Annotated in this window: 23 protein-coding genes; 13 read left to right on the top strand and 10 right to left on the bottom strand. The window is 60.4% G+C overall.

Annotated elements, in window-relative coordinates; genetic code table 11:
• Window positions 1–8 precede the first annotated feature (8 nt).
• From AC3WKX_RS12030 to trpE, 5 genes are all read left to right on the top strand, one after another.
• On the top strand, window positions 9–833 hold the full coding sequence (locus AC3WKX_RS12030; RefSeq protein WP_003210970.1) for an ABC transporter permease: 825 nt from the start codon (window positions 9–11) through the stop codon (window positions 831–833).
• A gap of 202 nt (window positions 834–1,035) precedes the next feature.
• Window positions 1,036–2,184: an iron-containing alcohol dehydrogenase gene (locus tag AC3WKX_RS12025; protein WP_003210968.1), complete on the top strand. Its 1,149-nt coding sequence runs from the start codon at window positions 1,036–1,038 to the stop codon at window positions 2,182–2,184.
• A gap of 83 nt (window positions 2,185–2,267) precedes the next feature.
• Window positions 2,268–2,942: a ribulose-phosphate 3-epimerase gene (gene rpe, locus AC3WKX_RS12020; protein WP_003210966.1), complete on the top strand. Its 675-nt coding sequence runs from the start codon at window positions 2,268–2,270 to the stop codon at window positions 2,940–2,942.
• Window positions 2,939–3,757: a phosphoglycolate phosphatase gene (locus tag AC3WKX_RS12015; RefSeq protein ID WP_003210964.1), complete on the top strand. Its 819-nt coding sequence runs from the start codon at window positions 2,939–2,941 to the stop codon at window positions 3,755–3,757. Before rpe ends, AC3WKX_RS12015 begins: the two co-directional genes overlap by 4 nt.
• A 68-nt stretch (window positions 3,758–3,825) precedes the next feature.
• A complete protein-coding gene (gene trpE / locus AC3WKX_RS12010; protein ID WP_087694720.1) occupies window positions 3,826–5,307 on the top strand; it encodes an anthranilate synthase component I in 1,482 nt (493 codons plus the stop codon).
• 138 nt (window positions 5,308–5,445) lie between these two features.
• On the opposite strand, the gene estP is transcribed toward trpE, so the two are convergent.
• Complete coding sequence (estP, locus tag AC3WKX_RS12005; protein ID WP_102606386.1) at window positions 5,446–7,368, bottom strand: esterase EstP; 1,923 nt, start codon at window positions 7,366–7,368, stop codon at window positions 5,446–5,448.
• Between the two features lie 412 nt (window positions 7,369–7,780).
• On the opposite strand from estP, the gene AC3WKX_RS12000 reads away from it, so the two are divergent.
• The 4 genes from AC3WKX_RS12000 to AC3WKX_RS11985 are packed head-to-tail and all read left to right on the top strand — an operon-like array spanning window position 7,781 to window position 10,964.
• Window positions 7,781–8,374, top strand: a complete 594-nt coding sequence (locus AC3WKX_RS12000; RefSeq protein WP_003210957.1) for an aminodeoxychorismate/anthranilate synthase component II — start codon at window positions 7,781–7,783, stop codon at window positions 8,372–8,374.
• A 9-nt stretch (window positions 8,375–8,383) separates the two neighbouring features.
• The gene (gene trpD / locus AC3WKX_RS11995) at window positions 8,384–9,433 is read left to right on the top strand and encodes an anthranilate phosphoribosyltransferase (RefSeq protein WP_003210955.1); all 1,050 of its coding nucleotides are present in this window, start codon (window positions 8,384–8,386) and stop codon (window positions 9,431–9,433) included.
• Window positions 9,430–10,266, top strand: a complete 837-nt coding sequence (trpC, locus tag AC3WKX_RS11990; RefSeq protein WP_102606385.1) for an indole-3-glycerol phosphate synthase TrpC — start codon at window positions 9,430–9,432, stop codon at window positions 10,264–10,266. The genes trpD and trpC overlap by 4 nt, the downstream gene beginning before the upstream one ends.
• A gap of 2 nt (window positions 10,267–10,268) precedes the next feature.
• Complete coding sequence (locus AC3WKX_RS11985; protein WP_102606384.1) at window positions 10,269–10,964, top strand: lipoate--protein ligase family protein; 696 nt, start codon at window positions 10,269–10,271, stop codon at window positions 10,962–10,964.
• Here AC3WKX_RS11985 and crp read toward each other — a convergent pair.
• Window positions 10,961–11,605 (bottom strand): cAMP-activated global transcriptional regulator CRP, encoded by a 645-nt coding sequence (gene crp / locus AC3WKX_RS11980; RefSeq protein ID WP_003210949.1) that lies wholly within the window; start codon window positions 11,603–11,605, stop codon window positions 10,961–10,963. The genes AC3WKX_RS11985 and crp overlap by 4 nt on opposite strands.
• 250 nt (window positions 11,606–11,855) lie before the next feature.
• Between crp and AC3WKX_RS11975 the strand changes: the two genes are divergently transcribed.
• Entirely contained in the window at window positions 11,856–12,278 is a 423-nt protein-coding gene (locus AC3WKX_RS11975; RefSeq protein ID WP_003210947.1) for an OsmC family protein, read from the top strand.
• A gap of 64 nt (window positions 12,279–12,342) precedes the next feature.
• On the opposite strand, the gene coq7 is transcribed toward AC3WKX_RS11975, so the two are convergent.
• The 6 genes from coq7 to hemJ all read right to left on the bottom strand — a co-directional run bounded on the left by coq7 (window position 12,343) and on the right by hemJ (window position 16,856).
• The gene (gene coq7, locus AC3WKX_RS11970; protein WP_003210945.1) at window positions 12,343–12,990 is read right to left on the bottom strand and encodes a 2-polyprenyl-3-methyl-6-methoxy-1,4-benzoquinone monooxygenase; all 648 of its coding nucleotides are present in this window, start codon (window positions 12,988–12,990) and stop codon (window positions 12,343–12,345) included.
• A 179-nt stretch (window positions 12,991–13,169) separates the two neighbouring features.
• Window positions 13,170–13,508 carry a histidine triad nucleotide-binding protein gene (locus tag AC3WKX_RS11965; protein WP_003210943.1) on the bottom strand — a complete coding sequence of 113 codons (339 nt, stop codon included), beginning with the start codon at window positions 13,506–13,508 and terminating at the stop codon, window positions 13,170–13,172.
• A 46-nt stretch (window positions 13,509–13,554) separates the two neighbouring features.
• Window positions 13,555–14,343 (bottom strand): SDR family NAD(P)-dependent oxidoreductase, encoded by a 789-nt coding sequence (locus AC3WKX_RS11960; protein WP_003210941.1) that lies wholly within the window; start codon window positions 14,341–14,343, stop codon window positions 13,555–13,557.
• 62 nt (window positions 14,344–14,405) lie between these two features.
• Complete coding sequence (locus tag AC3WKX_RS11955; RefSeq protein WP_003210940.1) at window positions 14,406–15,371, bottom strand: DUF805 domain-containing protein; 966 nt, start codon at window positions 15,369–15,371, stop codon at window positions 14,406–14,408.
• Between the two features lie 63 nt (window positions 15,372–15,434).
• The gene (locus AC3WKX_RS11950) at window positions 15,435–16,403 is read right to left on the bottom strand and encodes an NAD(P)H-dependent flavin oxidoreductase (RefSeq protein ID WP_003210939.1); all 969 of its coding nucleotides are present in this window, start codon (window positions 16,401–16,403) and stop codon (window positions 15,435–15,437) included.
• 24 nt (window positions 16,404–16,427) lie between these two features.
• Complete coding sequence (gene hemJ / locus AC3WKX_RS11945) at window positions 16,428–16,856, bottom strand: protoporphyrinogen oxidase HemJ (RefSeq protein WP_003210937.1); 429 nt, start codon at window positions 16,854–16,856, stop codon at window positions 16,428–16,430.
• 136 nt (window positions 16,857–16,992) lie between these two features.
• Between hemJ and argC the strand changes: the two genes are divergently transcribed.
• Together argC and erpA are read left to right on the top strand one after the other, a co-directional pair.
• Window positions 16,993–18,027: an N-acetyl-gamma-glutamyl-phosphate reductase gene (gene argC, locus AC3WKX_RS11940; protein WP_003210935.1), complete on the top strand. Its 1,035-nt coding sequence runs from the start codon at window positions 16,993–16,995 to the stop codon at window positions 18,025–18,027.
• 162 nt (window positions 18,028–18,189) lie between these two features.
• Window positions 18,190–18,540, top strand: a complete 351-nt coding sequence (gene erpA / locus AC3WKX_RS11935) for an iron-sulfur cluster insertion protein ErpA (protein WP_003176443.1) — start codon at window positions 18,190–18,192, stop codon at window positions 18,538–18,540.
• Between the two features lie 66 nt (window positions 18,541–18,606).
• Here the strand turns inward: erpA and AC3WKX_RS11930 are convergent, their stop codons facing one another.
• Together AC3WKX_RS11930 and AC3WKX_RS11925 are read right to left on the bottom strand one after the other, a co-directional pair.
• Window positions 18,607–19,698, bottom strand: coding sequence for an anhydro-N-acetylmuramic acid kinase (locus AC3WKX_RS11930; RefSeq protein WP_102606493.1), 1,092 nt, complete (start codon window positions 19,696–19,698; stop codon window positions 18,607–18,609).
• 3 nt (window positions 19,699–19,701) lie between these two features.
• A complete protein-coding gene (locus AC3WKX_RS11925; RefSeq protein ID WP_003210931.1) occupies window positions 19,702–21,117 on the bottom strand; it encodes a peptidoglycan DD-metalloendopeptidase family protein in 1,416 nt (471 codons plus the stop codon).
• Between the two features lie 211 nt (window positions 21,118–21,328).
• Here AC3WKX_RS11925 and tyrS point away from each other — a divergent pair, with 211 nt between their 5' ends.
• A complete protein-coding gene (gene tyrS, locus AC3WKX_RS11920) occupies window positions 21,329–22,528 on the top strand; it encodes a tyrosine--tRNA ligase (protein WP_003210928.1) in 1,200 nt (399 codons plus the stop codon).
• Window positions 22,529–22,806 lie beyond the last annotated feature (278 nt).

Genomic DNA, 22,806 nt, shown 5'->3' with positions numbered 1-22,806 from the left:
CCGTTGCGATGCTGAGCCCTTATATGTCGCCCGTGGAACGGGTCTGGTTCTACAGCTTGCGGATCCTCTGCGGCCTGATCCTGTTGTTCCTGATCTTGCCGGTGCTGGTGATCATCCCGCTGTCGTTCAACAGTGGAAGTTTCCTGGTTTACCCGCTGCAAGGTTTCTCGCTGCACTGGTACCAGGATTTCTTCGGCTCGGCGGAATGGATGCGCGCCCTGAAGAACAGCATCATCGTGGCTCCGGCGGCTACAGTGCTGGCGATGGTGTTCGGCACGCTGGCGGCGATTGGCCTGACCCGGGGGCACTTTCCCGGCAAGGCGCTGGTGATGGCCCTGGTGATTTCGCCGATGGTAGTGCCCGTGGTGATTATCGGTGTGGCCAGTTACCTGTTCTTCGCGCCGCTGGGCCTGGGCAACAGCTTCTTCTCGCTGATCGTGGTGCACGCGGTACTGGGCGTGCCGTTTGTGATCATCACCGTGTCGGCGACCTTGCAGGGGTTCAACCATAACCTGGTGCGGGCGGCGGCCAGCCTGGGCGCGTCACCGCTGACGGCGTTTCGTCGGGTGACCTTGCCGTTGATTGCCCCGGGGGTGATCTCCGGGGCGCTGTTCGCCTTTGCCACCTCGTTCGATGAAGTGGTAGTGACGCTGTTCCTCGCCGGGCCCGAGCAGGCAACCTTGCCACGGCAGATGTTCAGCGGCATCCGTGAAAATCTCAGCCCTACCATTGCCGCCGCAGCGACCTTGTTGATCGCGTTCTCGGTGGTGTTGTTGCTGACCCTGGAATGGCTGCGCGGGCGCAGCGAGAAACTGCGTACGGCCCAGGTCTAAAGCCAAACAGAGATCAAAATGTGGGAGCGGGCTTGCTCGCGAAGGCGGTGTGTCAGTCAACAGAGATATCGACTGGCCTACCGCCTTCGCGAGCAAGCCCGCTCCCACATTGGGTTTGTGTCTATTCAGTAGCTGAATGCAAGACAACCAGCCCAAGTCAGCTAATCTTGTGCCAGCCCATAACTGATAAGAGGCCGCGCACATGAGTACTTCCTCATTCAAGATCGCCCACAAACTGCTCACCGGCCCAGGCGCCATCGAGCAACTGGCCGCCGAGCTGACGCGGCTGGATGTCGACAACCCGCTGATTGTCACCGATGCGGCACTGGTCAAATCCGGCACCGTGGCGCTGGCGCTGGAACACCTGGGCGAACGGACCTACGAGATTTTCGACCGCGTGCTGCCCGACCCGGAAATCGCCATCGTCGAGGACTGCATGCGCGTCTACCGCGAAGGCGGGCATGACGGCCTGATCGGCGTCGGCGGCGGCAGTGCCATCGACATCGCCAAGAGCGTGGCGGCCTACGCCGGTTACCACGGCGCCCTGGCCGACCTGTTCGGCGTGGACCAGGTGCCGCGCAAAGGCCCGCCGCTGATCGCGATTCCCACCACCGCCGGCACCGGTTCGGAGGTGACCAACGTGGCGATTCTGTCGGACAAGGTCGCGCAACTGAAAAAAGGCATCGTCAGTGATTACCTGCTGCCGGACGTGGCCCTGATCAGCCCGCAGATGACCCTGACTTGCCCCCGCAGCGTCACCGCCGCCAGTGGGGTGGACGCATTGGTGCACGCCATCGAATCCTACCTGTCGCTGAATGCCTCGCCGATCACCGATGCGCTGGCCATCGGGGCGATCAAACTGATCGCCAAGGCGTTGCCCAAGGCCTACGCCAACCCCGCCAACCTTGAGGCCCGGGACGACATGGCCACCGCCAGCCTGATGGCCGGGATGGCGTTCGGGAATGCCGGCGTGGGCGCGGTGCATGCGTTGGCCTACCCGTTGGGCGGGCGTTTCAACATCGCCCACGGCGTAAGCAACGCCTTGCTGCTGCCCTACGTGATGCACTGGAACAAGCTGGCGTGTGTGGAGCGCATGCAGGAGATAGCCGAGGCCATGGGCGTGAATATCACGGGGTTGAGTGCGGTGGATGCCGCCGACCAGGCCGTCGATGCGATGACGCGACTGTGTGCCGCAGTCGAGATTCCGTCCGGCCTGCGCAGCTTCGGTGTGCCTGAAGACGCGATCCCGGCCATGGCGGTAGAAGCGGCGGGGATCGAGCGGCTGATGCGCAACAATCCGCGCAAGCTCAGCGCCGCTGATATCGAGAAAATCTACCGGGCAGCTTATTAACCATTGAGCGAGGTCACGGTGCGCGCGGCAAAGCATGAGGTATACAATGCGCGCCATCGTGATTTAGCTCAAAAAGGTGCGTCATGCAGCCCTTCGTCATTGCTCCATCGATTCTCTCCGCCGACTTCGCCCGCCTGGGCGAGGAAGTGGACAAGGTGTTGGCCGCCGGTGCCGACTTCGTTCACTTCGATGTCATGGACAACCACTATGTGCCGAACCTGACCATTGGTCCGATGGTCTGCGCCGCCCTGCGTAAATACGGCGTGACCGCGCCTATCGATGCGCACTTGATGGTCAGCCCGGTGGACCGCATCGTCGGTGACTTCATCGAAGCCGGCGCGACCTACATCACCTTCCACCCGGAAGCCACGTTGCACGTGGACCGCACCCTGCAACTGATCCGCGAGGGCGGTTGCAAGGCGGGCCTGGTGTTCAACCCGGCCACGCCGCTGAGCGTGCTTGAGTACGTGATGGACAAAGTCGACATGGTGTTGCTGATGAGCGTCAACCCGGGCTTCGGCGGGCAGAAGTTCATCCCCGGCACCCTCAACAAGCTGCGTGAAGCGCGGGCGCTGATCGATGCGTCGGGCCGTGATATCCGCCTGGAGATCGACGGTGGCGTCAACGTCAACAACATCCGCGAAATCGCCGCGGCCGGTGCCGACACCTTTGTGGCCGGTTCGGCAATCTTCAATGCCCCGGACTATCAGGAAGTGATCGCCAAGATGCGTGCAGAACTGGCGCTGGCGCGTCCATGAGTGGCTTTGAGCAACTGTTCCCCGGCAAACTGCCACGGCTGGTGATGTTCGATCTGGACGGTACGTTGATCGATTCAGTGCCGGACCTGGCCGCGGCGGTGGACCAGATGCTGCTCAAGCTGGGGCGCAAGCCGGCGGGTATCGAGTCGGTGCGCGAGTGGGTCGGCAATGGCGCGCAGATGCTGGTGCGTCGGGCCTTGGCCAACAACATCGAGGCCGAGGGTGTCGATGATGTGGAAGCCGAGCATGCGCTTGAGCTGTTCAACGTGGCCTACGAAAACGGCCACGAACTGACCGTGGTTTATCCCGGCGTGCGCGACACCCTGAAATGGCTGCACAAGCAGGGCGTGGAAATGGCCCTGATCACCAACAAGCCGGAGCGTTTCGTCGCACCGCTGTTGGACCAGATGAAGATCGGCCGGTATTTCCGCTGGATCATCGGCGGCGATACCTTGCCGCAGAAGAAGCCCGACCCGGCCGCGCTGTTCTTCGTGATGAAAATGGCCAATATCCCGGCGTCCCAATCGCTGTTTGTCGGCGATTCGCGCAGTGATGTGCTGGCGGCGAAAGCGGCGGGGGTCAAGTGTGTGGCCTTGAGTTACGGCTACAACCATGGCCGGCCGATTGCCGAAGAATCCCCGGCGCTGGTGATTGATGACCTGCGCCTGTTAATCCCCGGTTGCTTGGGAACGGGCGCTGAGATAACGTTGCCCGACGCTGTTCCATCCCCTTCTGGAAATCCCATCGTGGTGGTCACTCGCAAACTCTGGATGAAAGTCATCAAGGCCCTGGCCCGCTGGCGTTGGCGCGCCTGACTGATCCTCGCCGCGCTGCGGCACGTTTGCACACCTGACCGTTAGACCCTCAAGCCACGAGGCACCTCATGATCCGCGAAGAATTCCTGCGTTTGGCCGCTGCCGGCTACAACCGTATCCCCATGGCCTGCGAAACCCTGGCCGACTTCGACACCCCGCTGTCGATCTACCTGAAACTGGCCGACGAGCCCAACTCCTATCTGCTGGAGTCGGTGCAGGGCGGCGAGAAGTGGGGCCGTTATTCGATCATCGGCCTGCCGTGCCGCACGGTGCTGCGGGTACATGATCACCATGTGAGCATCACCCTGGACGGCGTCGAGATCGAAAGCCACGATGTGGAAGACCCGCTGGCCTTCGTCGAGGAATTCAAGGCGCGCTACAACGTGCCGACCATCGCCGGCCTGCCGCGCTTCAACGGCGGCCTGGTGGGTTACTTCGGCTACGACTGCGTGCGCTACGTGGAAAAACGCCTGGGCAAATCCCCGAACCCCGATCCGTTGGGTGTGCCGGACATTCTGCTGATGGTTTCCGACGCGGTGGTGGTGTTCGACAACCTCGCGGGTAAGATGCACGCGATCGTGTTGGCGGATCCTTCCCAGGCCGATGCGTTCGAGCAAGGCCAGGCGAGCCTGGAAGCGCTGCTGGAAAAACTGCGCCAGCCGATCACCCCGCGTCGCGGCCTGGACCTCAGCCGCCCACCGGCGGCTGACCCGGTGTTCCGCTCCAGCTTTACCCAGGATGACTACGAGCGTGCGGTCGATACCATCAAGGAATATATCCTTGCCGGTGACTGCATGCAGGTGGTGCCGTCGCAACGCATGTCCATCGACTTCAAGGCCGCGCCGATTGATTTGTACCGGGCGCTGCGCTGCTTCAACCCGACGCCGTACATGTACTTCTTCAACTTTGGCGACTTCCACGTCGTGGGCAGTTCGCCGGAAGTGCTGGTGCGGGTCGAAGACAACCTGATCACCGTACGCCCGATTGCCGGCACGCGCCCTCGCGGTGCGACCGAAGAGGCGGACCTGGCGCTGGAACAGGACCTGTTGAGCGACGACAAGGAAATCGCCGAGCACTTGATGCTGATCGACCTGGGCCGCAATGACACCGGGCGTGTCTCGGAAATCGGTTCGGTGAAACTCACCGAGAAGATGGTGATCGAGCGTTACTCCAACGTGATGCACATCGTGTCCAACGTCACCGGCGAGCTGAAGGCCGGGTTGACGGCGATGGATGCACTGCGGGCGATCCTGCCGGCGGGCACCTTGTCCGGCGCACCGAAGATTCGCGCGATGGAAATCATCGACGAGCTGGAGCCGGTGAAGCGGGGTGTGTATGGCGGCGCGGTGGGGTATTTCGCCTGGAACGGCAATATGGACACTGCGATCGCGATCCGTACGGCGGTGATCAAGGACGGCGAACTGCATGTGCAGGCGGGCGGCGGGATCGTGGCCGACTCGGTACCGGCCCTGGAATGGGAAGAGACGCTGAACAAGCGCCGGGCGATGTTCCGCGCGGTGGCGTTGGCTGAGCAGACCCCGCAGGGCTGAAGTCAGACGTAGATCAAAAATGTGGGAGCGGGCTTGCTCGCGAAGGCGGTGTATCAGTCGATATATAAGGTGACTGTCGCACCGCTTTCGCGAGCAAGCCCGCTCCCACATTTGGTATTTGTCAGTTTCAAGTCCGAGTCAGAAATCCAGACTCACCCCGACACTCAGCCCTTGCTGGGTAAAGTTGTCATCCTTTCTCACGTTATAGGCCGCGTTCAACGCCAGGTCCTTGGTCACCTTGTGGGTAATCCCCAGGTTCAAGCGATCCGAATTGCTGCGTGGCGTGTAGCCGTCCAGTTTGAAATCAATCCCCGGCACGCTGTTGAGGGACATGCCCACTCGCTGCGTATCGTTTTCAAACTCGTGCTCGTGGGCCACTTCGCCAAACACCAGGGTTTGCGGGGTGAAGCGGTAGTTGGCTTGTAATCCGATTCCCAAACGCTTGGAGTCGCGCTGTTGGTCATCAAAGGTCAGCGCGGTGGAACGGGCATCTTTCTCCGAATAACCATTCACCTCGACCCGCGAATAGTCAGCGCTGATAAAGGGTGAGAAGTGCCATTCGCTGTTCGGCTCGGCGATGTCATACCCAACCCGTGCGCTCAATGCCCATAGCCAGCCGTCGGTGTCGCCTTTCTCGGTGCCTTCGCTGATGCCCAGGGCGAACTTGCGCTTGAGGTTGTCGAAGTCCAGTTTGCCGCCGGTCAATGCGGCGTCGGCCCACCAGTGATCTTCCTGATATTGGGCGAACGCGGTGCCCAGGTAGCTGTTGAGCTTGTAGTCCGAATCGCTGGCGCCGGCCTCAAGACTCTGGCGATAGAAGCCTGCTGCCACACCCACGCGCCACTCGTCATTGACCCTGTAGCTGCCACCGATGTTCAGGTTATAGCCGCTGCCGTCACCGCTGGCCGAGCTGTTCTGATCATCGAAGTCCAGGTGCTGGCCGCCAGCGTCGACGATCGCCCGCCATTGGCCCACGGCCTGCCAGCTACGGGAGTCGGCTTGCCATTGGTTGCGCAATGAATCCTGATGGGCGCGCAAGGTGCCTTGGGCCATTTCCGGAAGCAGGGTGATTTCCCAGGGGGCTGCCAGCAGCGAATACGCGTAGTCGGCGATCAGTACCTGGCCGGCCTCGGTCGGGTGCACGGTGTCGTTGTAAATCAGCTTGGTCGGGTCCGGATTGGTGCCGCCGACGCCATACACCGGATTCCTGCAGGTGGTGCCGCTGAAGCACGTCTGGTTGAGGTTCTGGTCGGTGGCAAAACCAAAACGCCCGGGATCGGCAAAGGTTTCCTTGAGCAGCAACGGAATGTTCAGCGGGATGATCTGCGCATCGATTTGCGACAGGCGCTGTACCAGGGTCTGGTTGAACGCGCCGGCCAGGGTGCTGACGGCCCCTTGGAGCGGGGTGCCATTGACGGCAGGTGTCAGGCCCAGGTCCGGCAGCATCCATACCATTACATAACGGGCGCCAGCCTGTTGCAGCGCCTGGGCGCTGTCGGCCAGGCGCCCGGCTGCGGCCGAGGCCTGGTCGGGGCTGAGGACCAGGCCGTCGAGGAAGTCATTGCCGCCGCCGGAGAGAAAGTACAACGCGTTGGGGTCGGCTCGGCCCCCCGTTGATGCCAGGTATCCGGGACGTGTACGCAATACCTGCCCGGTGTCGCTGTCGGTGACGGTGGAGTTACCGGTGATGGCATCGTAGATCTGTTGGGTGGTGTAGCCGCCGACGGCCCAGTTATTGCCGTCTGGCTGGCCCAGCGCGGCGCGCTCCGGCGAGGTCGAGGCATTCAGGTCGCCCGGGGCAACCCCCAGCTTGCCGCCCAATAACGTCGAGGAGATCAGCGATGTGCTTTCGCCGCTGCCGTCGAAGTATTGCGGGCCGGTGCGGTTGGTGAAGCGATAGGTTGAGCCCGGTGCGCCAGGGTCGGCAAATGTACCGGCGTCGGCCAGGCTGTCACCGAAAACGACCATCGTCGAATAAGGCGAGGGCGCGGCGAAGGCTTGCGAGCATGCCAGCGCCAAGAGGCAGCCGACGATGGGGGTGAAATAGGGCATCTTGGTCATGAGTCCGTCCATGATTTTGTTTTTTTGTCAGCACTGTGACTGTAGCGCCCTTGGAAGGGTTCTGAAAAGTTTGACGCCAATTATCAGTCGGGCAGTTTCCCCCGTATTTGCGGCTCGATATTGCACCGTTGGCGAGGCTACGTTACTGTGCCTGAACGTATGAATGAGACCCTCTCCGTGTTGATCATCAGCAAACTCTTGATGCGAGTAGTCAAGGCACACGCCCGTTGGCGTTGGCGCGCCTAACTTTTCTCTACCGGCCCCGCCGGACCTGTACCGATTTGCCTTCTTCACCCTCTGTTAAACGCCCCTTGCCGGCCAACCCCGGCAACCGGAAAGTGCGTCTGGCAGCGGGTCACTCCCTTGGAAGGCCGTCATTAGAAGTCAGTGAATTCAAGAGGTTTTAACCCACATGTTGCTGATGATTGATAACTACGACTCCTTTACCTACAACGTTGTGCAGTACCTGGGCGAACTCGGCGCCGAGGTCAAGGTGGTGCGCAACGACGAATTGACCGTGGCCCAGATCGCCGCGTTGAACCCTGAACGCATCGTCGTCTCCCCAGGCCCGTGCACGCCGACCGAAGCGGGCATCTCCCTCGAAGCCATCCAATACTTTGCCGGCAAGCTGCCGATCCTGGGCGTGTGCCTGGGCCATCAGTCCATCGGCCAGGCCTTTGGTGGCGACGTCGTCCGCGCCCGCCAGGTAATGCACGGCAAGACCAGCCCGGTATTTCACAAGGACCAGGGCGTATTCCAGGGTTTGAACCTGCCGGTAACGGTAACCCGCTACCACTCGCTGGTGGTCAAGCGTGAAACCCTGCCCGAGTGCCTTGAGCTGACGGCCTGGACCCAGCTGGAAGACGGCTCGGTCGACGAGATCATGGGCCTGCGTCACAAGACACTGAACGTCGAAGGGGTGCAATTTCACCCGGAATCGATTTTGACCGAGCAGGGCTTCGAGCTGTTCGCTAACTTTCTCAAGCAGAGCGGCGGCACGCGCTAAGGACTTTTCATGGATATCAAGACTGCCCTGAGCCGTATCGTCGGCCATCTGGACCTGAGCACCGCTGAAATGAGCGATGTGATGCGCGAGATCATGACCGGTCAATGCACCGACGCGCAGATCGGCGCGTTCATGATGGCCATGCGCATGAAGAGCGAGAGCATCGACGAAATCGTCGGCGCTGTGTCGGTCATGCGTGAGCTGGCCGACAAGGTTGAACTCAAGACCCTCGACGGCGTGGTCGACGTGGTCGGCACCGGCGGCGACGGTGCGAACATTTTCAACGTGTCGACGGCTTCTTCCTTTGTGGTGGCCGCTGCCGGCTGCACCGTGGCCAAGCATGGTAACCGCGCGGTGTCGGGTAAAAGCGGCAGCGCCGATTTGCTGGAAGCAGCAGGTATCTACCTGAACCTGACCCCGGTACAAGTGGCGCGCTGCATCGATCATGTCGGCATCGGCTTCATGTTTGCCCAGTCCCATCACGGCGCGATGAAACACGCCGCCGGCCCGCGCAAGGACTTGGGCCTGCGTACCCTGTTCAACATGCTCGGCCCGCTTACGAATCCGGCCGGTGTGAAGCATCAGGTAGTGGGCGTGTTCAGCCAGGCGCTGTGCCGGCCATTGGCTGAAGTCCTGCAGCGCCTGGGCAGCAAGCACGTGCTGGTGGTGCACTCCAAGGATGGCCTCGACGAGTTCAGCCTGGCGGCACCGACCTTCGTGGCGGAGTTGAAGAACGACCAGGTCACCGAGTATTGGGTCGAGCCAGAAGACCTCGGCATGAAAAGCCAGAGCCTGCACGGCCTGGCAGTAGAAAGCCCGGCCGCCTCCCTTGAACTGATTCGCGATGCCCTGGGACGCCGCAAGACCGAAAACGGCCAGAAAGCCGCAGAAATGATTGTGCTCAACGCCGGTGCGGCGCTGTACGCCGCGGATCACGCCTACAGTCTTAAAGAGGGTGTTGCCCTCGCTCATGATGCATTGCATACCGGGCTGGCGCGCGAAAAGCTCGAAGAACTGGGTGCGTTTACTGCGGTGTTCAAAGTGGAGAATGAAGGATGAGTGTTCCGACCGTTCTGGAAAAAATCCTGGCCCGCAAGGCAGAAGAAGTCGCCGAGCGCCGTGCCCGGGTCAGCCTGGCTGAGCTGGAAGGCCTGGCGAAAACCGCTGATGCACCGCGTGGGTTCGCCAATGCGCTGATCAAGCAGGCCAAGGAAAAACAGCCGGCCGTTATCGCTGAAATCAAGAAGGCTTCGCCGAGTAAGGGCGTGATCCGCGAGATCTTCATCCCTGAAGACATCGCCAAAAGCTACGAGAAGGGCGGCGCGACGTGCCTCTCGGTGTTGACCGATATCGACTATTTCCAGGGTTCCGACCTGTACCTGCAGCAAGCACGTGCGGCGTGTTCGCTGCCGGTGATCCGCAAGGACTTCATGGTCGACCCTTACCAGATCGTCGAAGCCCGTGCCTTGGGCGCCGATTGCGTGCTGTTGATCGTCTCCGCACTGGATGACGTGAAAATGGCTGAACTGGCGGCCGTGGCCAAGAGCGTCGGCCTCGACGTGCTGGTGGAAGTGCACGACGGTGATGAACTGGAACGCGCGTTGAAAACCCTCGACACACCGTTGGTGGGCGTCAACAACCGCAACCTGCACACCTTCGAAGTCAGCCTGGAAAACACCCTCGACCTGTTGCCGCGCATCCCGCGCGACCGGTTGGTGATCACCGAAAGCGGCATCGTCAATCGCGCCGATGTGGAACTGATGGAAATCAGCGGCGTGTACTCGTTCCTCGTCGGCGAAACCTTCATGCGTGCCGAGAACCCGGGGGCTGAATTGCAGCGCCTGTTCTTCCCGGAGCGTGGCGTTGCCGTCAGTGGCTCGACCCTGGATTGATCATGACCCAGCCGGCGGCGATGACGGTCGAGGCAGGCCTTAAGGCCGAGCAGGATTTGCTCGCCGCGGTCTGTGCCGGCGAGCAACCGTTCGGCCTGCTGTTCTGGCAGCCCAGCGATCAGGCGTTGGTGATGCCTCGTCGTTTGAGCCGCCTTCCGGCATTCGAGACCGCCAGCCAGGTGTCGGCAGATGCCGGTTGGCCGGTGCTGCTGCGGGAAACGGGCGGTGAGCCTGTTCCGCAATCGGCAGCCACGGTCAATATCGCGTTGGTCTACGCGCCACCACGCAGTGAAGGTGACCAGGGCCGTATCGAAACCGGCTACCAGCGTCTGTGCCAGCCGATTTGCGACCTGCTGACCGAGTTGGGTGGCAACGCGTCGGTGGGCGAGATCGACGGTGCGTTTTGCGACGGTCGCTACAACGTCAACCTTGATGGTCGCAAAATGGTCGGTACCGCCCAGCGCTGGCGCCAGAGTGGCGGGCGCCCGGTGGGGTTGGTGCATGGTGCGTTGCTGCTGGATGACGATCGCGTCGAATTGATCGCCGCGGTCAATCGCTTCAATGAAGCGTGCGGCCTGGAACAACGGGTGCGCGCCGAAAGCCACATCGCCCTGCACGAAGCCTTTGCGGCGCCAGATGCGATTGCCCGGCTTGATACGTTGTACCGTCAGATGCTTGCGAGTTTCCTGCCGGTTTAACGCGTACCGAAGACCACCATGGTCTTGCCTTTGACATGCACCAGGTTGCGTTCCTCCAGGTCCTTGAGCACACGGCCAACCATTTCCCTTGAGCAACCGACGATCCGCCCGATTTCCTGGCGGGTGATCTTGATCTGCATCCCGTCGGGATGGGTCATGGCGTCCGGTTGCTTGCACAACTCCAGCAGGCAGCGGGCAACCCGGCCGGTGACGTCGAAGAACGCCAGGTCGCCGACTTTGCGCGTGGTGTCTCTCAGGCGCTGTGCGATCTGGCCGCTCAGGGCGTACAGAATGTCGGGATCCTGCTGGGCCAGTTCGCGAAATTTCGTATAGCTGATCTCGGCGACTTCGCATTCGACCTTGGCCCGCACCCAGGCACTGCGTTGCTGTTCCTTGCCGGCTTGTTCGAAAAGCCCGAGTTCACCGAAGAAATCACCGGTATTGAGGTAGGCGATGATCATTTCGCGACCATCGTCATCCTCGATCAGGATGGTGACCGAGCCTTTGATAATGAAGAACAGGGATTCCGAGCGCTCGCCCGCGCAGATGATGTTGTGCTTGGCTGGATGACGCCGGCGCTGACAATGCATCAGCAGTTTGTCGAGGTTCTTGATTTTGGGTGTGGGAGTAATAGCAACCATGGTTGTATCCCGAAAAGACTGCACGGTGTTGGTGAGCTTGTTTTTTTATCCAGCGCGATCAACGGCTAAGCTACATCATCCAATGGATGGCAATGCGCCATTGATTTGGCGCCAGCTTAACAGACACATTCTGACTTCATTAGGGAATTTACCCAGCAAACCCTGCTGTTGATCGCTTTCATGGGAAACGCTGCCGGCCCAAAGTGCTGTGCTAAGCTGGCGACCCTTTTTTAGCAGTGGAGTCTGGGCGATGAAGGCACGCATCCAATGGGCGGGCGAAGCCATGTTCCTCGGTGAGTCGGGCAGTGGCCACGTGGTGGTCATGGACGGCCCGCCGGAAGCCGGTGGCCGCAACCTGGGCGTACGCCCGATGGAAATGCTCCTGCTCGGTGTAGGCGGTTGCAGCAATTTCGATGTGGTGAGCATCCTGAAGAAGTCCCGCCAGGCGGTGGAAAGCTGCGAAGCATTCCTGGAAGCCGAGCGTGCCACCGAAGACCCGAAGGTGTTTACCAGGATCCACATGCACTTTGTCGTCAAGGGCCGGGCGCTTAAAGAAGCCCAGGTCAAGCGGGCCATCGAGTTGTCGGCAGAGAAGTACTGCTCGGCCTCGATCATGCTGGGCGCTGCGGGCGTTGCCATCACTCATGATTACGAGATCATTGAGTTGGGCTGATTCTTCAATCGGCAGGCAAAAAGAAAGGGCGCTTGATAGCGCCCTTTTTTGTTTTCTGCTGAAACTAGATGCGGTACGTGCTTTTGGTCATGACCTTGGCCAGCAGGCTCATGCCAAATTTCACCGGTGCCGGGAAGCGGAAGCCGCCCGCGTCCAGCGCGCTTTCGGCGTGATGTTCTTCATCAATGCGCATCTGCTCAAGAATCGCCCGGGACTTTTCGTCTTCAGCCGGCAGTTGCTCGAGGTGTTCATTGAGGTGTTTGCACACCTGATGCTCGGTGGCGGCCACAAAACCCAGGCTGACTTTGTCGCTGATCAGCCCGGCCACCGCACCAATGCCAAACGATAAGCCGTAGAACAGCGGGTTCAGCACGCTCGGATGGCTGTTCAACTGGCGAATGCGTTGTTCGCACCAGGCCAGGTGATCGATTTCTTCTTCGGCGGCATGTTCCATCGCAGCGCGCACTTGCGGCAGCTTGGCGGTCAGGGCCTGGCCCTGGTACAGCGCCTGGGCACAGACCTCGCCGGTATGGTTGATACGCATCAGGCCGGCGACGTGGCGGGTGTCGGTCTCGCTCATCTGCGCTTCGGGCCGCACGATGGCGGGCGACGGGCGGTGCGGTTGGCCGCTGAATGGCAGCAGCGTGCGCATGGCCGTATCGGCTTGCAGCAACAGACGATCAATCGGCGAGTAGTGACGTTGGGTAGTCATGCTGACCTCCGGGAAGAATCTCGGCGGCCAGTTTACCGCAAGAGAGGGGGACGCGTTTGCGCTGGGTCAAATTGCTTGTGTGGCGAGGGAGCTTGCTGCCGCTGGAGTGCGCAGCGCTCTCCTTTTTTGGGGCTGCTACGCAGCCCAGCGGGAGCAAGCTCCCTCGCCACAGGTAGTGCTCAGCCCGGCGGCCAGTTCATCTGGCGTTGACCCAGCACATGCATATGGATGTGATAAACGGTCTGCCCGCCATCTTCATTGCAGTTCATCACCACACGGAAGCCCTTTTCACAGCCTTGCTCCACCGCCAGGCGCTGGGCGGTGAACAGGATATGCCCGGCCAGTGCCTTGTCTTCCTCGGTGAGGTCGTTAAGGGTGCGGATCGGCTTTTTCGGGATCACCAGGAAGTGCACCGGGGCCATTGGCGCGATGTCGTGGAACGCCAGGACCTGGTCATCCTCGTAGATGATCTTCGCGGGTATTTCTCTGTTGATGATCTTGGTGAACAGAGTATCCACAGCTGTTTCTCCATTGTGAAAGTGCAGGGTGAGTGTACTCAGGCGATCAGCGCGGGCAATAGGCCTTGTTGATCGCGCCGGCGATTTTGCGGGTCAGCCAGCGCGGGCTCAGGCGCGGGCTGAATGCCAGCCAGCGATTACGCCGGCCGGGAATGATGATGGCTTTGTTCCTGGCCAGCGCACGCACGGTGTAGAGCGCGACTTCTTCCGGGCTCATCAACTGTTGGCTGCGATCCAGCTTGGCGGTGTCCATTTGGGCGGTGCCGAAGAATGCGGTGCGGGTCGGGCCGGGGCAAAGGACGGAAACCTTGATGCCGCAGGTCTTCAGTTCCTCGCGCAAGCCTTCGGAAAAGTGCAGCACGTAGGCCTTGCTGGCGTAGTAAGTGCTCATCCACGGGCCGGGTTGGAACGCGGCAACCGACGCGACGTTGAGAATCTGCCCGCCGCCGTGCAGGGCCATGGCGTTGCCGAGGGCGTGGCACATGCGGGTCAGGGCGAGGATGTTGACCTCCATCAGGTCCTGCTCGGTCATCCAGTCCTGCGCCAGGAACGGGCCGCTGGTACCGATGCCGGCGCAGTTGACCAGCAGGTCGATCTGCCGCTCGCCTTCTTCCAGTTCCAGCAGGAACCCGGAGAGCCGCAGGGGCTCGCCCAGGTCACAGGCGCGGAACAGCACCTCGACGCCGAAGCGCTGAGTCAATTCGATTGCAATGCTTTCCAACTGATCACGCTGGCGGGCCACCAGAATCAAGCTGCGGCCGCGACGGGCCAGTGCTTCGGCCAAGGCCAGGCCGATGCCGCTGGAGGCACCGGTGATCAGAGCGTAACGGGTCATGCGTTTCTCCATCGCAACGCTACCGGGCCTGTGACAGAGGCGTCACAGGCGTCGGGCGTTTTTCACTGTTGCGTAGAGTCTACAGGTTCGGCTGTGTCGTCAGCACTTTGCACATCGACTTCATCGACGGTGGTGGCCTGGTCGCTGTCGTCATCGGAGTTGATGGAGCTGCTTTCGTAGCTGCCACCTACATCGCTTTCCAGTTGATCCAGGTAGCCGCTCATGCCAACCAACACCGCGCCGGCAAATACCAGCGGAATGAATGCGAGCCACAATGCGGAGAGGATTTTCACCGCAGTGGAGTTACGCGGTGGTGGCGCGCCGTACTGGTTTGCGCCCGTGTTACCGGGGAGGACCATCAGCAGGATCGGGAAGATGCTGCCAACGAAGGGCACCAGGTGCAGGAACCACAGCCAGCCGGACCAGCCCAGGTCATGCAGGCGCTGCACGGTGATCTGTACGCTGACCCACACAGCGGCCACGAGTATGGCAATCCCCACGAGGAAGCCAATGACCATGGCAATCGTCGGAGAGACCGCAGCGATACCAAGTCCGACGGTGAAGAACACGCTGGAGACGAGGAGGATCACCACGCTCAGCACCAGCGTCCACGCCAGGAAGCGCAGGCGTCCGATCCGGCCGTTGACGGTGAATACCTTAAGGGTGGAAAACTCCGGCAGGTTCTCGCCAACCGCGGCTCGGGGCGGGGCGTAAGGCGATGCGGCGGGGCGGGTGTAGTCAGTCGCGCTGCCGGAGTCCGTTTCATGGGTTTCGGCAAGGCTGAAGGCGACCGGCTGCTCTTCTTCTATCCGCGCATCCACCCCGGCGTTTTTCAGCGCTTGCAGATAGGTCTCGGCATCGGCGCGGGAAAGGTCGCGTTTCAGCGCGACCGGGCGGCCGGTGAAAAGCTTTTCGATCGCGTCGACATCACTTTTGAACAACTCGGCGAGGTTCAGCTTGGCGGTGGTGCTTTCGACACCCGGGAGCAATGCGCCATCAAATACAATCTTGAAACGGTTGTCGCTCATGCGGGCATCCTTGTCACTTGAATAGGGGAGGCCTGCCTTGATCAGCAGGCTTTGGATCGCGGATCAGCGTGGCCAGCGTTCAGGCAATTGTGCCGCATGCTCGAGCGCCTTGCGGTATTCGGCATCCAGGCGGGCCACGAGTTCATCGACGCTGGGCAAATCATCAATCTCTCCGACGCCCTGGCCGGCGGACCACACGGTCTTCCAGGCTTTGGCTTCGTCGTTGAGTGGCTTGAGCTTGGAGCCAAAATTGACTTCACCCTTGCCTTGCAGCGCGGCGAGGTCGAAACCGGCATTTTCCAGGCTCTGGCGCATGAAGCTTGCGGGAACACCGGAGACGGCTGGAGTGTGCACGATGTCGGCGGCGCGCGATGTGAGCAGCATCTCTTTATAGGCATCCGGGGCATGGCTTTCGGTGGTGCCGATAAAACGCGTGCCGAAATAGGCCAGGTCGGCGCCGAGCAGTTGCGCGGCGAGGATTTCGTGGCCGTGGTTCAGGCAACCGGCGAGCAGCAGGGTTTTGTCGAAGAACTGACGGATTTCTGCGATCAGCGAGAACGGGCTCCAGGTGCCGGCGTGGCCACCGGCGCCCGCCGCAACGGCGATCAGGCCATCGACGCCGGCTTCAGCGGCTTTTTCGGCGTGGCGCCGGGTGGTGACATCGTGGAATACCAGGCCGCCGTAGCTATGCACCGCGTCTACCAATTCTTTCACCGCGCCCAGGCTGGTGATGACGATCGGCACCTTGTGCTCGACGCAGATCGCCAGGTCAGCTTCCACCCGCGGGTTACTGTTGTGCACGATCAGGTTGACCGCATAGGGCGCCGGGTTATCCAGCAGCGCCAGGCCCGCTTCGATTTCTTCCAGCCACGCCTTGAAGCCGCTGCTTTCCCGCTGGTTGAGGGCAGGGAAGCTGCCGACGATCCCGTTGCGGCAGCAGGCCAGCACCAGTTGCGGGTTGGAGATCAGAAACATCGGTGCAGCCACGACGGGCAGGCGCAGACTGTGTTCGAGCGAAGCGGGCAGCGACATTGGAAGTACCCCGAGTAATAGAGATTAGAACGGTTTGACCACGACCAAAATTACGATAGCCAGCAATATCAGAACTGGCACTTCATTGAACCAGCGATAAAAGACATGGCTGCGGGTGTTTTCGCCACGGGCGAAACGTTTTACCTGCGCGCCGCACATATGGTGGTAGCCGATGAGCAGTACTACCAGAGTCAACTTGGCGTGGATCCACCCGCCGGATTGAAAGATGGCCGGGTTGAGGTAGATCAGCCAGCCGCCGAACACCAGGCTGGCGATCATCGCCGGGCCCATGATGCCGCGGTACAGCTTGCGCTCCATCACGCTGAAGCGTTCCTTGCTGATGGTGTCCTCGCTTTGGGCGTGGTAGACGAACAGGCGCGGAAGGTAGAACAGCGCGGCAAACCAGCAGACGATGCTGACGATATGAAAGGCTTTGACCCATAGATAAAGCATTTTTAGTTATTCCCAGGTTCACGGTAGCTGAAGATAGTAGTGGCTCTTGCGTCTACACGTCATGTTGAAGGTTGTCGCAGGACGATACGAACCCTATTATCGACGGCTTTCCAGTGGGTTCGTTGAGGGCAGGTTTATGGTCAAGGTCGGTATCGTCGGCGGCACGGGTTACACCGGTGTCGAATTGCTGCGTCTGTTGGCTCAGCATCCGCAAGCTGAGGTGGTGGTGATCACTTCCCGATCCGAGGCCGGCCTGGCTGTGGCCGATATGTACCCGAACCTGCGAGGCCACTATGACGGCCTGGCGTTCAGCGTTCCGGATATCAAGACCCTGGGCGCGTGTGATGTGGTGTTCTTTGCCACGCCTCACGGTGTGGCCCATGCCCTGGCGGGCGAGTTGCTGGCCGCCGGCACCAAGGTGATCGACTTGTCGGCAGACTTCCGCCTGCAGGACGCCGATGAGTGGGCCAAGTGGTACGGCCAGCCTCACGGTGCACCGCAGTTGCTGGAAGAGGCGGTGTACGGCCTGCCGGAAGTCAATCGTGAGCAGATCAAGCAAGCACGCCTGATCGCTGTGCCGGGTTGCTATCCGACCGCTACGCAGTTGGGTTTCCTGCCATTGCTGGAAGCCGGGCTGGCGGATGCATCGCGGCTGATTGCTGACTGCAAGTCGGGCGTCAGCGGTGCTGGTCGTGGGGCCGCTGTAGGTTCGCTTTACTCCGAGACGTCGGAAAGCATGAAAGCCTATGCAGTCAAAGGCCATCGTCACTTGCCGGAAATTCGCCAGGGGCTGCGTCGTGCTGCGGGCAAGGATGTCGGCCTGACGTTTGTGCCGCACCTGACACCGATGATCCGCGGGATCCACTCCACACTGTATGCGACAGTCGTTGATCGCTCGGTAGACCTGCAGGCGCTGTTTGAAAAGCGCTATGCCAATGAGCCGTTCGTCGATGTGATGCCGGCGGGCAGCCACCCGGAGACCCGCAGCGTGCGCGGTGCCAACGTGTGCCGTATCGCAGTGCATCGTCCACAGGATGGTGACCTGGTGGTGGTATTGTCGGTCATCGACAACCTGGTCAAGGGCGCTTCGGGCCAGGCTGTGCAGAACATGAACATCCTGTTTGGCCTGGATGAGAAGCTGGGCCTGTCCCACGCGGGCATGCTGCCGTAAATTTTCTGCTGTTGCGCAAAGGCCCGTTGATCGGGCCTTTCGTGTTTTTAATGGCCGCTGCGCAGATTGATATACCGTAACAATAGTTGACCGCTTTTCTAGGAGAAGCGGATAATGCCCGCCATCACGCATATGGCGGCGCTACGCCGGGAGATTATCAGCATGAGCGTTGAATCCTTCACCCCCACGGCTTTGCAATTCACCCACGGTGCTGCGCACAAGGTGAAGAGCCTGGTCGATGAAGAGGGTAATGATCGCTTGAAGCTGCGCGTATTTGTTACGGGCGGCGGTTGTTCAGGGTTTCAGTACGGTTTTACCTTCGATGAAGACGTGGCCGATGACGACACCATCGTTGAGCGCGAGGGCGTCAGCCTGGTTGTCGATCCGATGAGCTTCCAGTACCTGGCAGGAGCCGAGGTGGACTATCAGGAAGGTCTGGAAGGTTCGCGCTTCGTGATCAAGAACCCGAATGCCACCACCACTTGTGGTTGCGGGTCTTCGTTCTCGATCTGATCGACAGCGGATATAAAAACGCCGCTTGGCCTTGATAGGGCCAAGCGGCGTTTTGCTGTGTGGGATTCAGGCGGGGTAGATCGCGCCGAGTACACGAAGGCCGCGGGCGCCGGTGACGCTGGGGCGGTTGGCGGCGATGCCTTCCAGACAGCAATGGGCCAGCCAGGCGAACGCCATGGCTTCGACCCAGTCAGGGTCTACGCCGCAGGTGGCGGTGCTGCTGACCTGGGTCGCCGGCAGCAGGGCGCTCAGGCGGCTCATCAAGGTTGCGTTGTGGGCGCCGCCGCCGCAGACCAGCAGGGTTTCGGTCTGTGGTTGGGCGGTTTGCAGGGATTCGACGATGGTCAGGGCAGTCAGCTCGAGCAATGTGGCTTGCACGTCCTGGGCTGCGAATGGCGGCAATCGTCCCAGGTGATGCTCAAGCCATCCCAGGTTGAAGACTTCGCGACCGGTGCTTTTTGGCCCCTTGGTCACAAAGAACGGATCGCTGAGCAATGCCTTGAGTAGCTGGGGTTCAACCTTCCCGCTGGCAGCCCACTGGCCATCGCGGTCGAAGTTCTCGCCGCGTTGCTGGTGAATCCAGGCATCCAGCAGGACATTCCCCGGGCCGCAGTCGAAGCCCGCGACCGGTTTGCCGGTCTCGATCAGGCTGAGGTTGCTGAAACCGCCCACATTCAGTACGGCGCGGTTGCCCGTACGCTCGCCAAACAGTGCCTCATGAAATGCAGGCACCAGCGGGGCGCCTTGGCCTCCGGCGGCGACATCGCGGCTACGGAAATCACTGACGACGGTGATTTCCGTCAATTCGGTGAGCAGCGCCGGGTTGCCGATCTGCACGGTAAAACCCCGTGCAGGTTCGTGACGAATGGTTTGGCCGTGGCTGCCAATCGCTCGAATGTCCTGGGGCTTGAGGTTCTCCTGATCGAGTAGGGCGTGAATACCTTGGGCGGCAAGCGTCACCCAGTTCTGCTGCGCGAGCGCCGAACGGGCAATCTCGTCCGGGCCGCTGGCGCACAGGCCAAGCAGCTCGGAACGCAGGGATTCAGGCATGGGGATGTAGTGGGTGGCGATCAGCTTGATCGCCGGGCCTTGCTCGATCAGCGCAATGTCCAAGCCATCAAGGCTGGTCCCGGACATCACACCTATATAGAGCGACATGGCTTAGCGCTTCGCCGAAGCCAGGAGAGTCGAGCGCTCCTGGTCCATGCGGGCCATCAATGGCTGGCTCTGCTGCAGGAAGCGAGCGCGCTCGGCCTTGGCGATGGGGTCGGCCATTGGCAGCTTCTGGCCCAGTGGGTCGACGTGCACGCCGTTGACCTGGAACTCGTAGTGCAAGTGCGGGCCGGTGGACAGCCCGGTAGTGCCGATGTAACCGATCACCTGGCCCTGCTTGACGTTGCCGCCGGTCTGGATGCCCTTGGCGAAACCTTGCATGTGGCCATACAGCGTGCGGTAGGTGGCCCCGTGCTGGATGATCACGGTGTTGCCGTAGCCGCCACGGCGACCAGCCAGCAAGACCTTGCCGTCACCGGCAGCCTTGATCGGCGTGCCACGCGGGGCGGCGTAGTCGACGCCTTTGTGAGCGCGAATTTTGTTCAGAATTGGATGCTTGCGACCCATCGAGAAACGCGAGCTAATACGGGCGAAGTCAACCGGGGTACGGATGAACGCCTTGCGCATGCTGTTGCCGTCGGCGGTGTAGTAGCTGCTGTTGCCTTGTTTGTTGGTGTAGCGCACGGCGGTGTAGGTCTTGCCACGGTTGGTAAATCGCGCAGAGAGGATGTTGCCGGTGCCGACGACCTTGCCGTTGGCGACCTTCTGTTCGTAGATCACGTCGAATTCGTCACCCTGGCGAATGTCCTGGGCGAAGTCGATGTCGTAGCCAAACACGCTGGCCATGTCCATGGTCATGCTGTGGGACAGGCCGGCGCGGGCGGCGGACTGCGACAGCGAGCTGTTGATCACGCCGTGTACATAGGCGGAGCGCATGACCGGCTTGGTGGTGATGCGGTTGAACGCAAAGCCCTTGGCGCCTTTGGTCAGGGTGATGCTTTCCAGGTCGCTGACGTTGCTGTGCAGGTTGGTCAACTGGCCGTCGGGCGCCAGTTCGAATTCAAGCTTCTGGCCATGCTTGAGTTGGGTGAATTGCTTGGCCTGCTTGTCGCTTGCCAGTACATCGTTGACCGTCGCGGCGGGGAGGCCGACCTTTTCGAACAGGGTCGAAAGGGTGTCGCCCTTGGCAACAATGACTTCCCGGTGCAGCGGGTTCTTGGGTGCCTCTACTACCGCAGGTTCGGCCTGCGCGGTTTCCTTGGTGTCTTCGGCGCTGCTTTCGATCTGGGCAAACGGCGATTCGGCTGCGCCATTTGTGGCTTGAAGTGCGTCGGAAGCGTCTTGATCTTGTGTCAGTTGCTCAACCGGACTTTCAAGGTCAAGGCTTAGGGTTGTTCGTTTGGCTTCTACGTCGCTGGAAGGAAATACCAGGAGTGCCAGGCTCAGAAGGGCGGCGATCCCACTTGCGGCGAGCAGGTGGGTCTTCGGGTAAAGCGGCGGCGCTTTAGACGGTTCTGTGGTCATAAGTAATTTTGACTTTGAAAAGATGAATTGGAAAAGATGAATGACATGATGAAGATGAAATAACTGTATAAAATATAACCAAATCATCTGTGGTGCAAGCTTGCGAACGCTGGGCTTGCTGAACGGTGTCCGTGCGCAGGGCAAAACTTGTAATTAGTCCCTGATCTTGTATGGTTGGTTCCCTTTTGAATCTGAGCCTTGCGGGTCTGTTATGAAGTCGGTTGAAGAGCAGCTAGCGCTGATCAAACGTGGTGCGGAAGAACTGTTGGTCGAAGCTGAGCTGATCGAAAAGCTCAAGCGTGGCCAGCCCCTGCGTATTAAGGCCGGCTTTGATCCGACGGCGCCGGATCTGCACCTTGGGCATACGGTGCTTATTAATAAGCTGCGCCAGTTCCAGGAGCTGGGGCATCAGGTAATCTTCCTTATAGGTGACTTCACCGGGATGATCGGCGATCCGAGCGGCAAGAGCGCTACGCGTCCGCCGCTGACCCGTGAGCAGGTTCTCGATAACGCCGAGACCTACAAGACCCAGGTCTTCAAGATTCTTGATCCGGCCAAGACCGAGGTGGCCTTCAACTCCACCTGGATGGATCAGATGGGGCCGGCGGATTTCATTCGTCTTACGTCCCAGTACACCGTTGCTCGCATGCTCGAGCGCGATGACTTCGATAAGCGCTACTCCACTAATCAGCCGATCGCTATCCATGAGTTCCTGTACCCATTGGTTCAAGGGTATGACTCGGTGGCGTTGCGTGCCGATGTCGAGCTGGGCGGTACTGATCAGAAGTTCAACCTGCTGATGGGGCGTGAGCTGCAGCGTGCGTATGGGCAAGAGGCTCAGTGCATTCTGACGATGCCGTTGCTGGAAGGGCTGGATGGCGTCAAGAAGATGTCCAAGTCCCTGGGTAACTATGTCGGTATCCAGGAAGCGCCGGGTGTGATGTACGGCAAGCTGGTTTCGATTCCGGATGCGCTGATGTGGCGTTACTTCGAACTGTTGAGTTTCCGCTCGATGGATGAGATCAATGCATTGCGTGCTGAAGTGGAAGCTGGGGCTAACCCGCGGGATGTGAAGATCAAGCTGGCTGAAGAGATTGTTGCGCGCTTCCATGGTGAAGAGGCTGCGGCCAGTGCTCACCGTGCTGCGGGTAACCGTATGAAGGATGGCGAGCTGCCGGATGATCTGCCTGAGATTGAATTGACTGCTGGCGAGGCAATGCCGATCGCTGCCGTCCTTAATAAGGCGGGCCTGGTGAAGAACTCGGCGGTGGCGCGCGACCTTCTGGGGTCTGGCGGTGTACGTATAGATGGTGAGGTTGTCGATCGCACCTTTATATACGAACTGGGCGCGACCCACGTTTGCCAGGCCGGCAAGAAGGCATTTGCGCGTATTACGCTTAAATCCGAATAAACCTGAAATTAACTGTTGACGGCGTTTTATATCTGTCTATAATTCGCCCCACTTCCGGCGCAGTCGAAACGGAAAACTCCTTGGTAAACAAAGAGTTATGTAGGTTTCGACAGCGAGCTGCTTCAGATCATCGAAGCCCAGAAGGAGTTAGTAAGGCAGTGTTGTTTGGCCTTGTTAACGTTTCGATCTTCTCGGTCGAAGGCGGAGAAAAAGAGGTGTTGACAGCAGCGTGTAACGCTGTAGAATTCGCCTCCCGCTAACGAGAGATCGGAAGCGCA

It is taken from the genome of Pseudomonas sp. GP01-A4 (assembly GCF_058780865.1).
The sequence above is the reverse complement of the archived record's forward strand: the minus strand, read 5'-3'. Positions and strand labels throughout refer to the sequence as shown.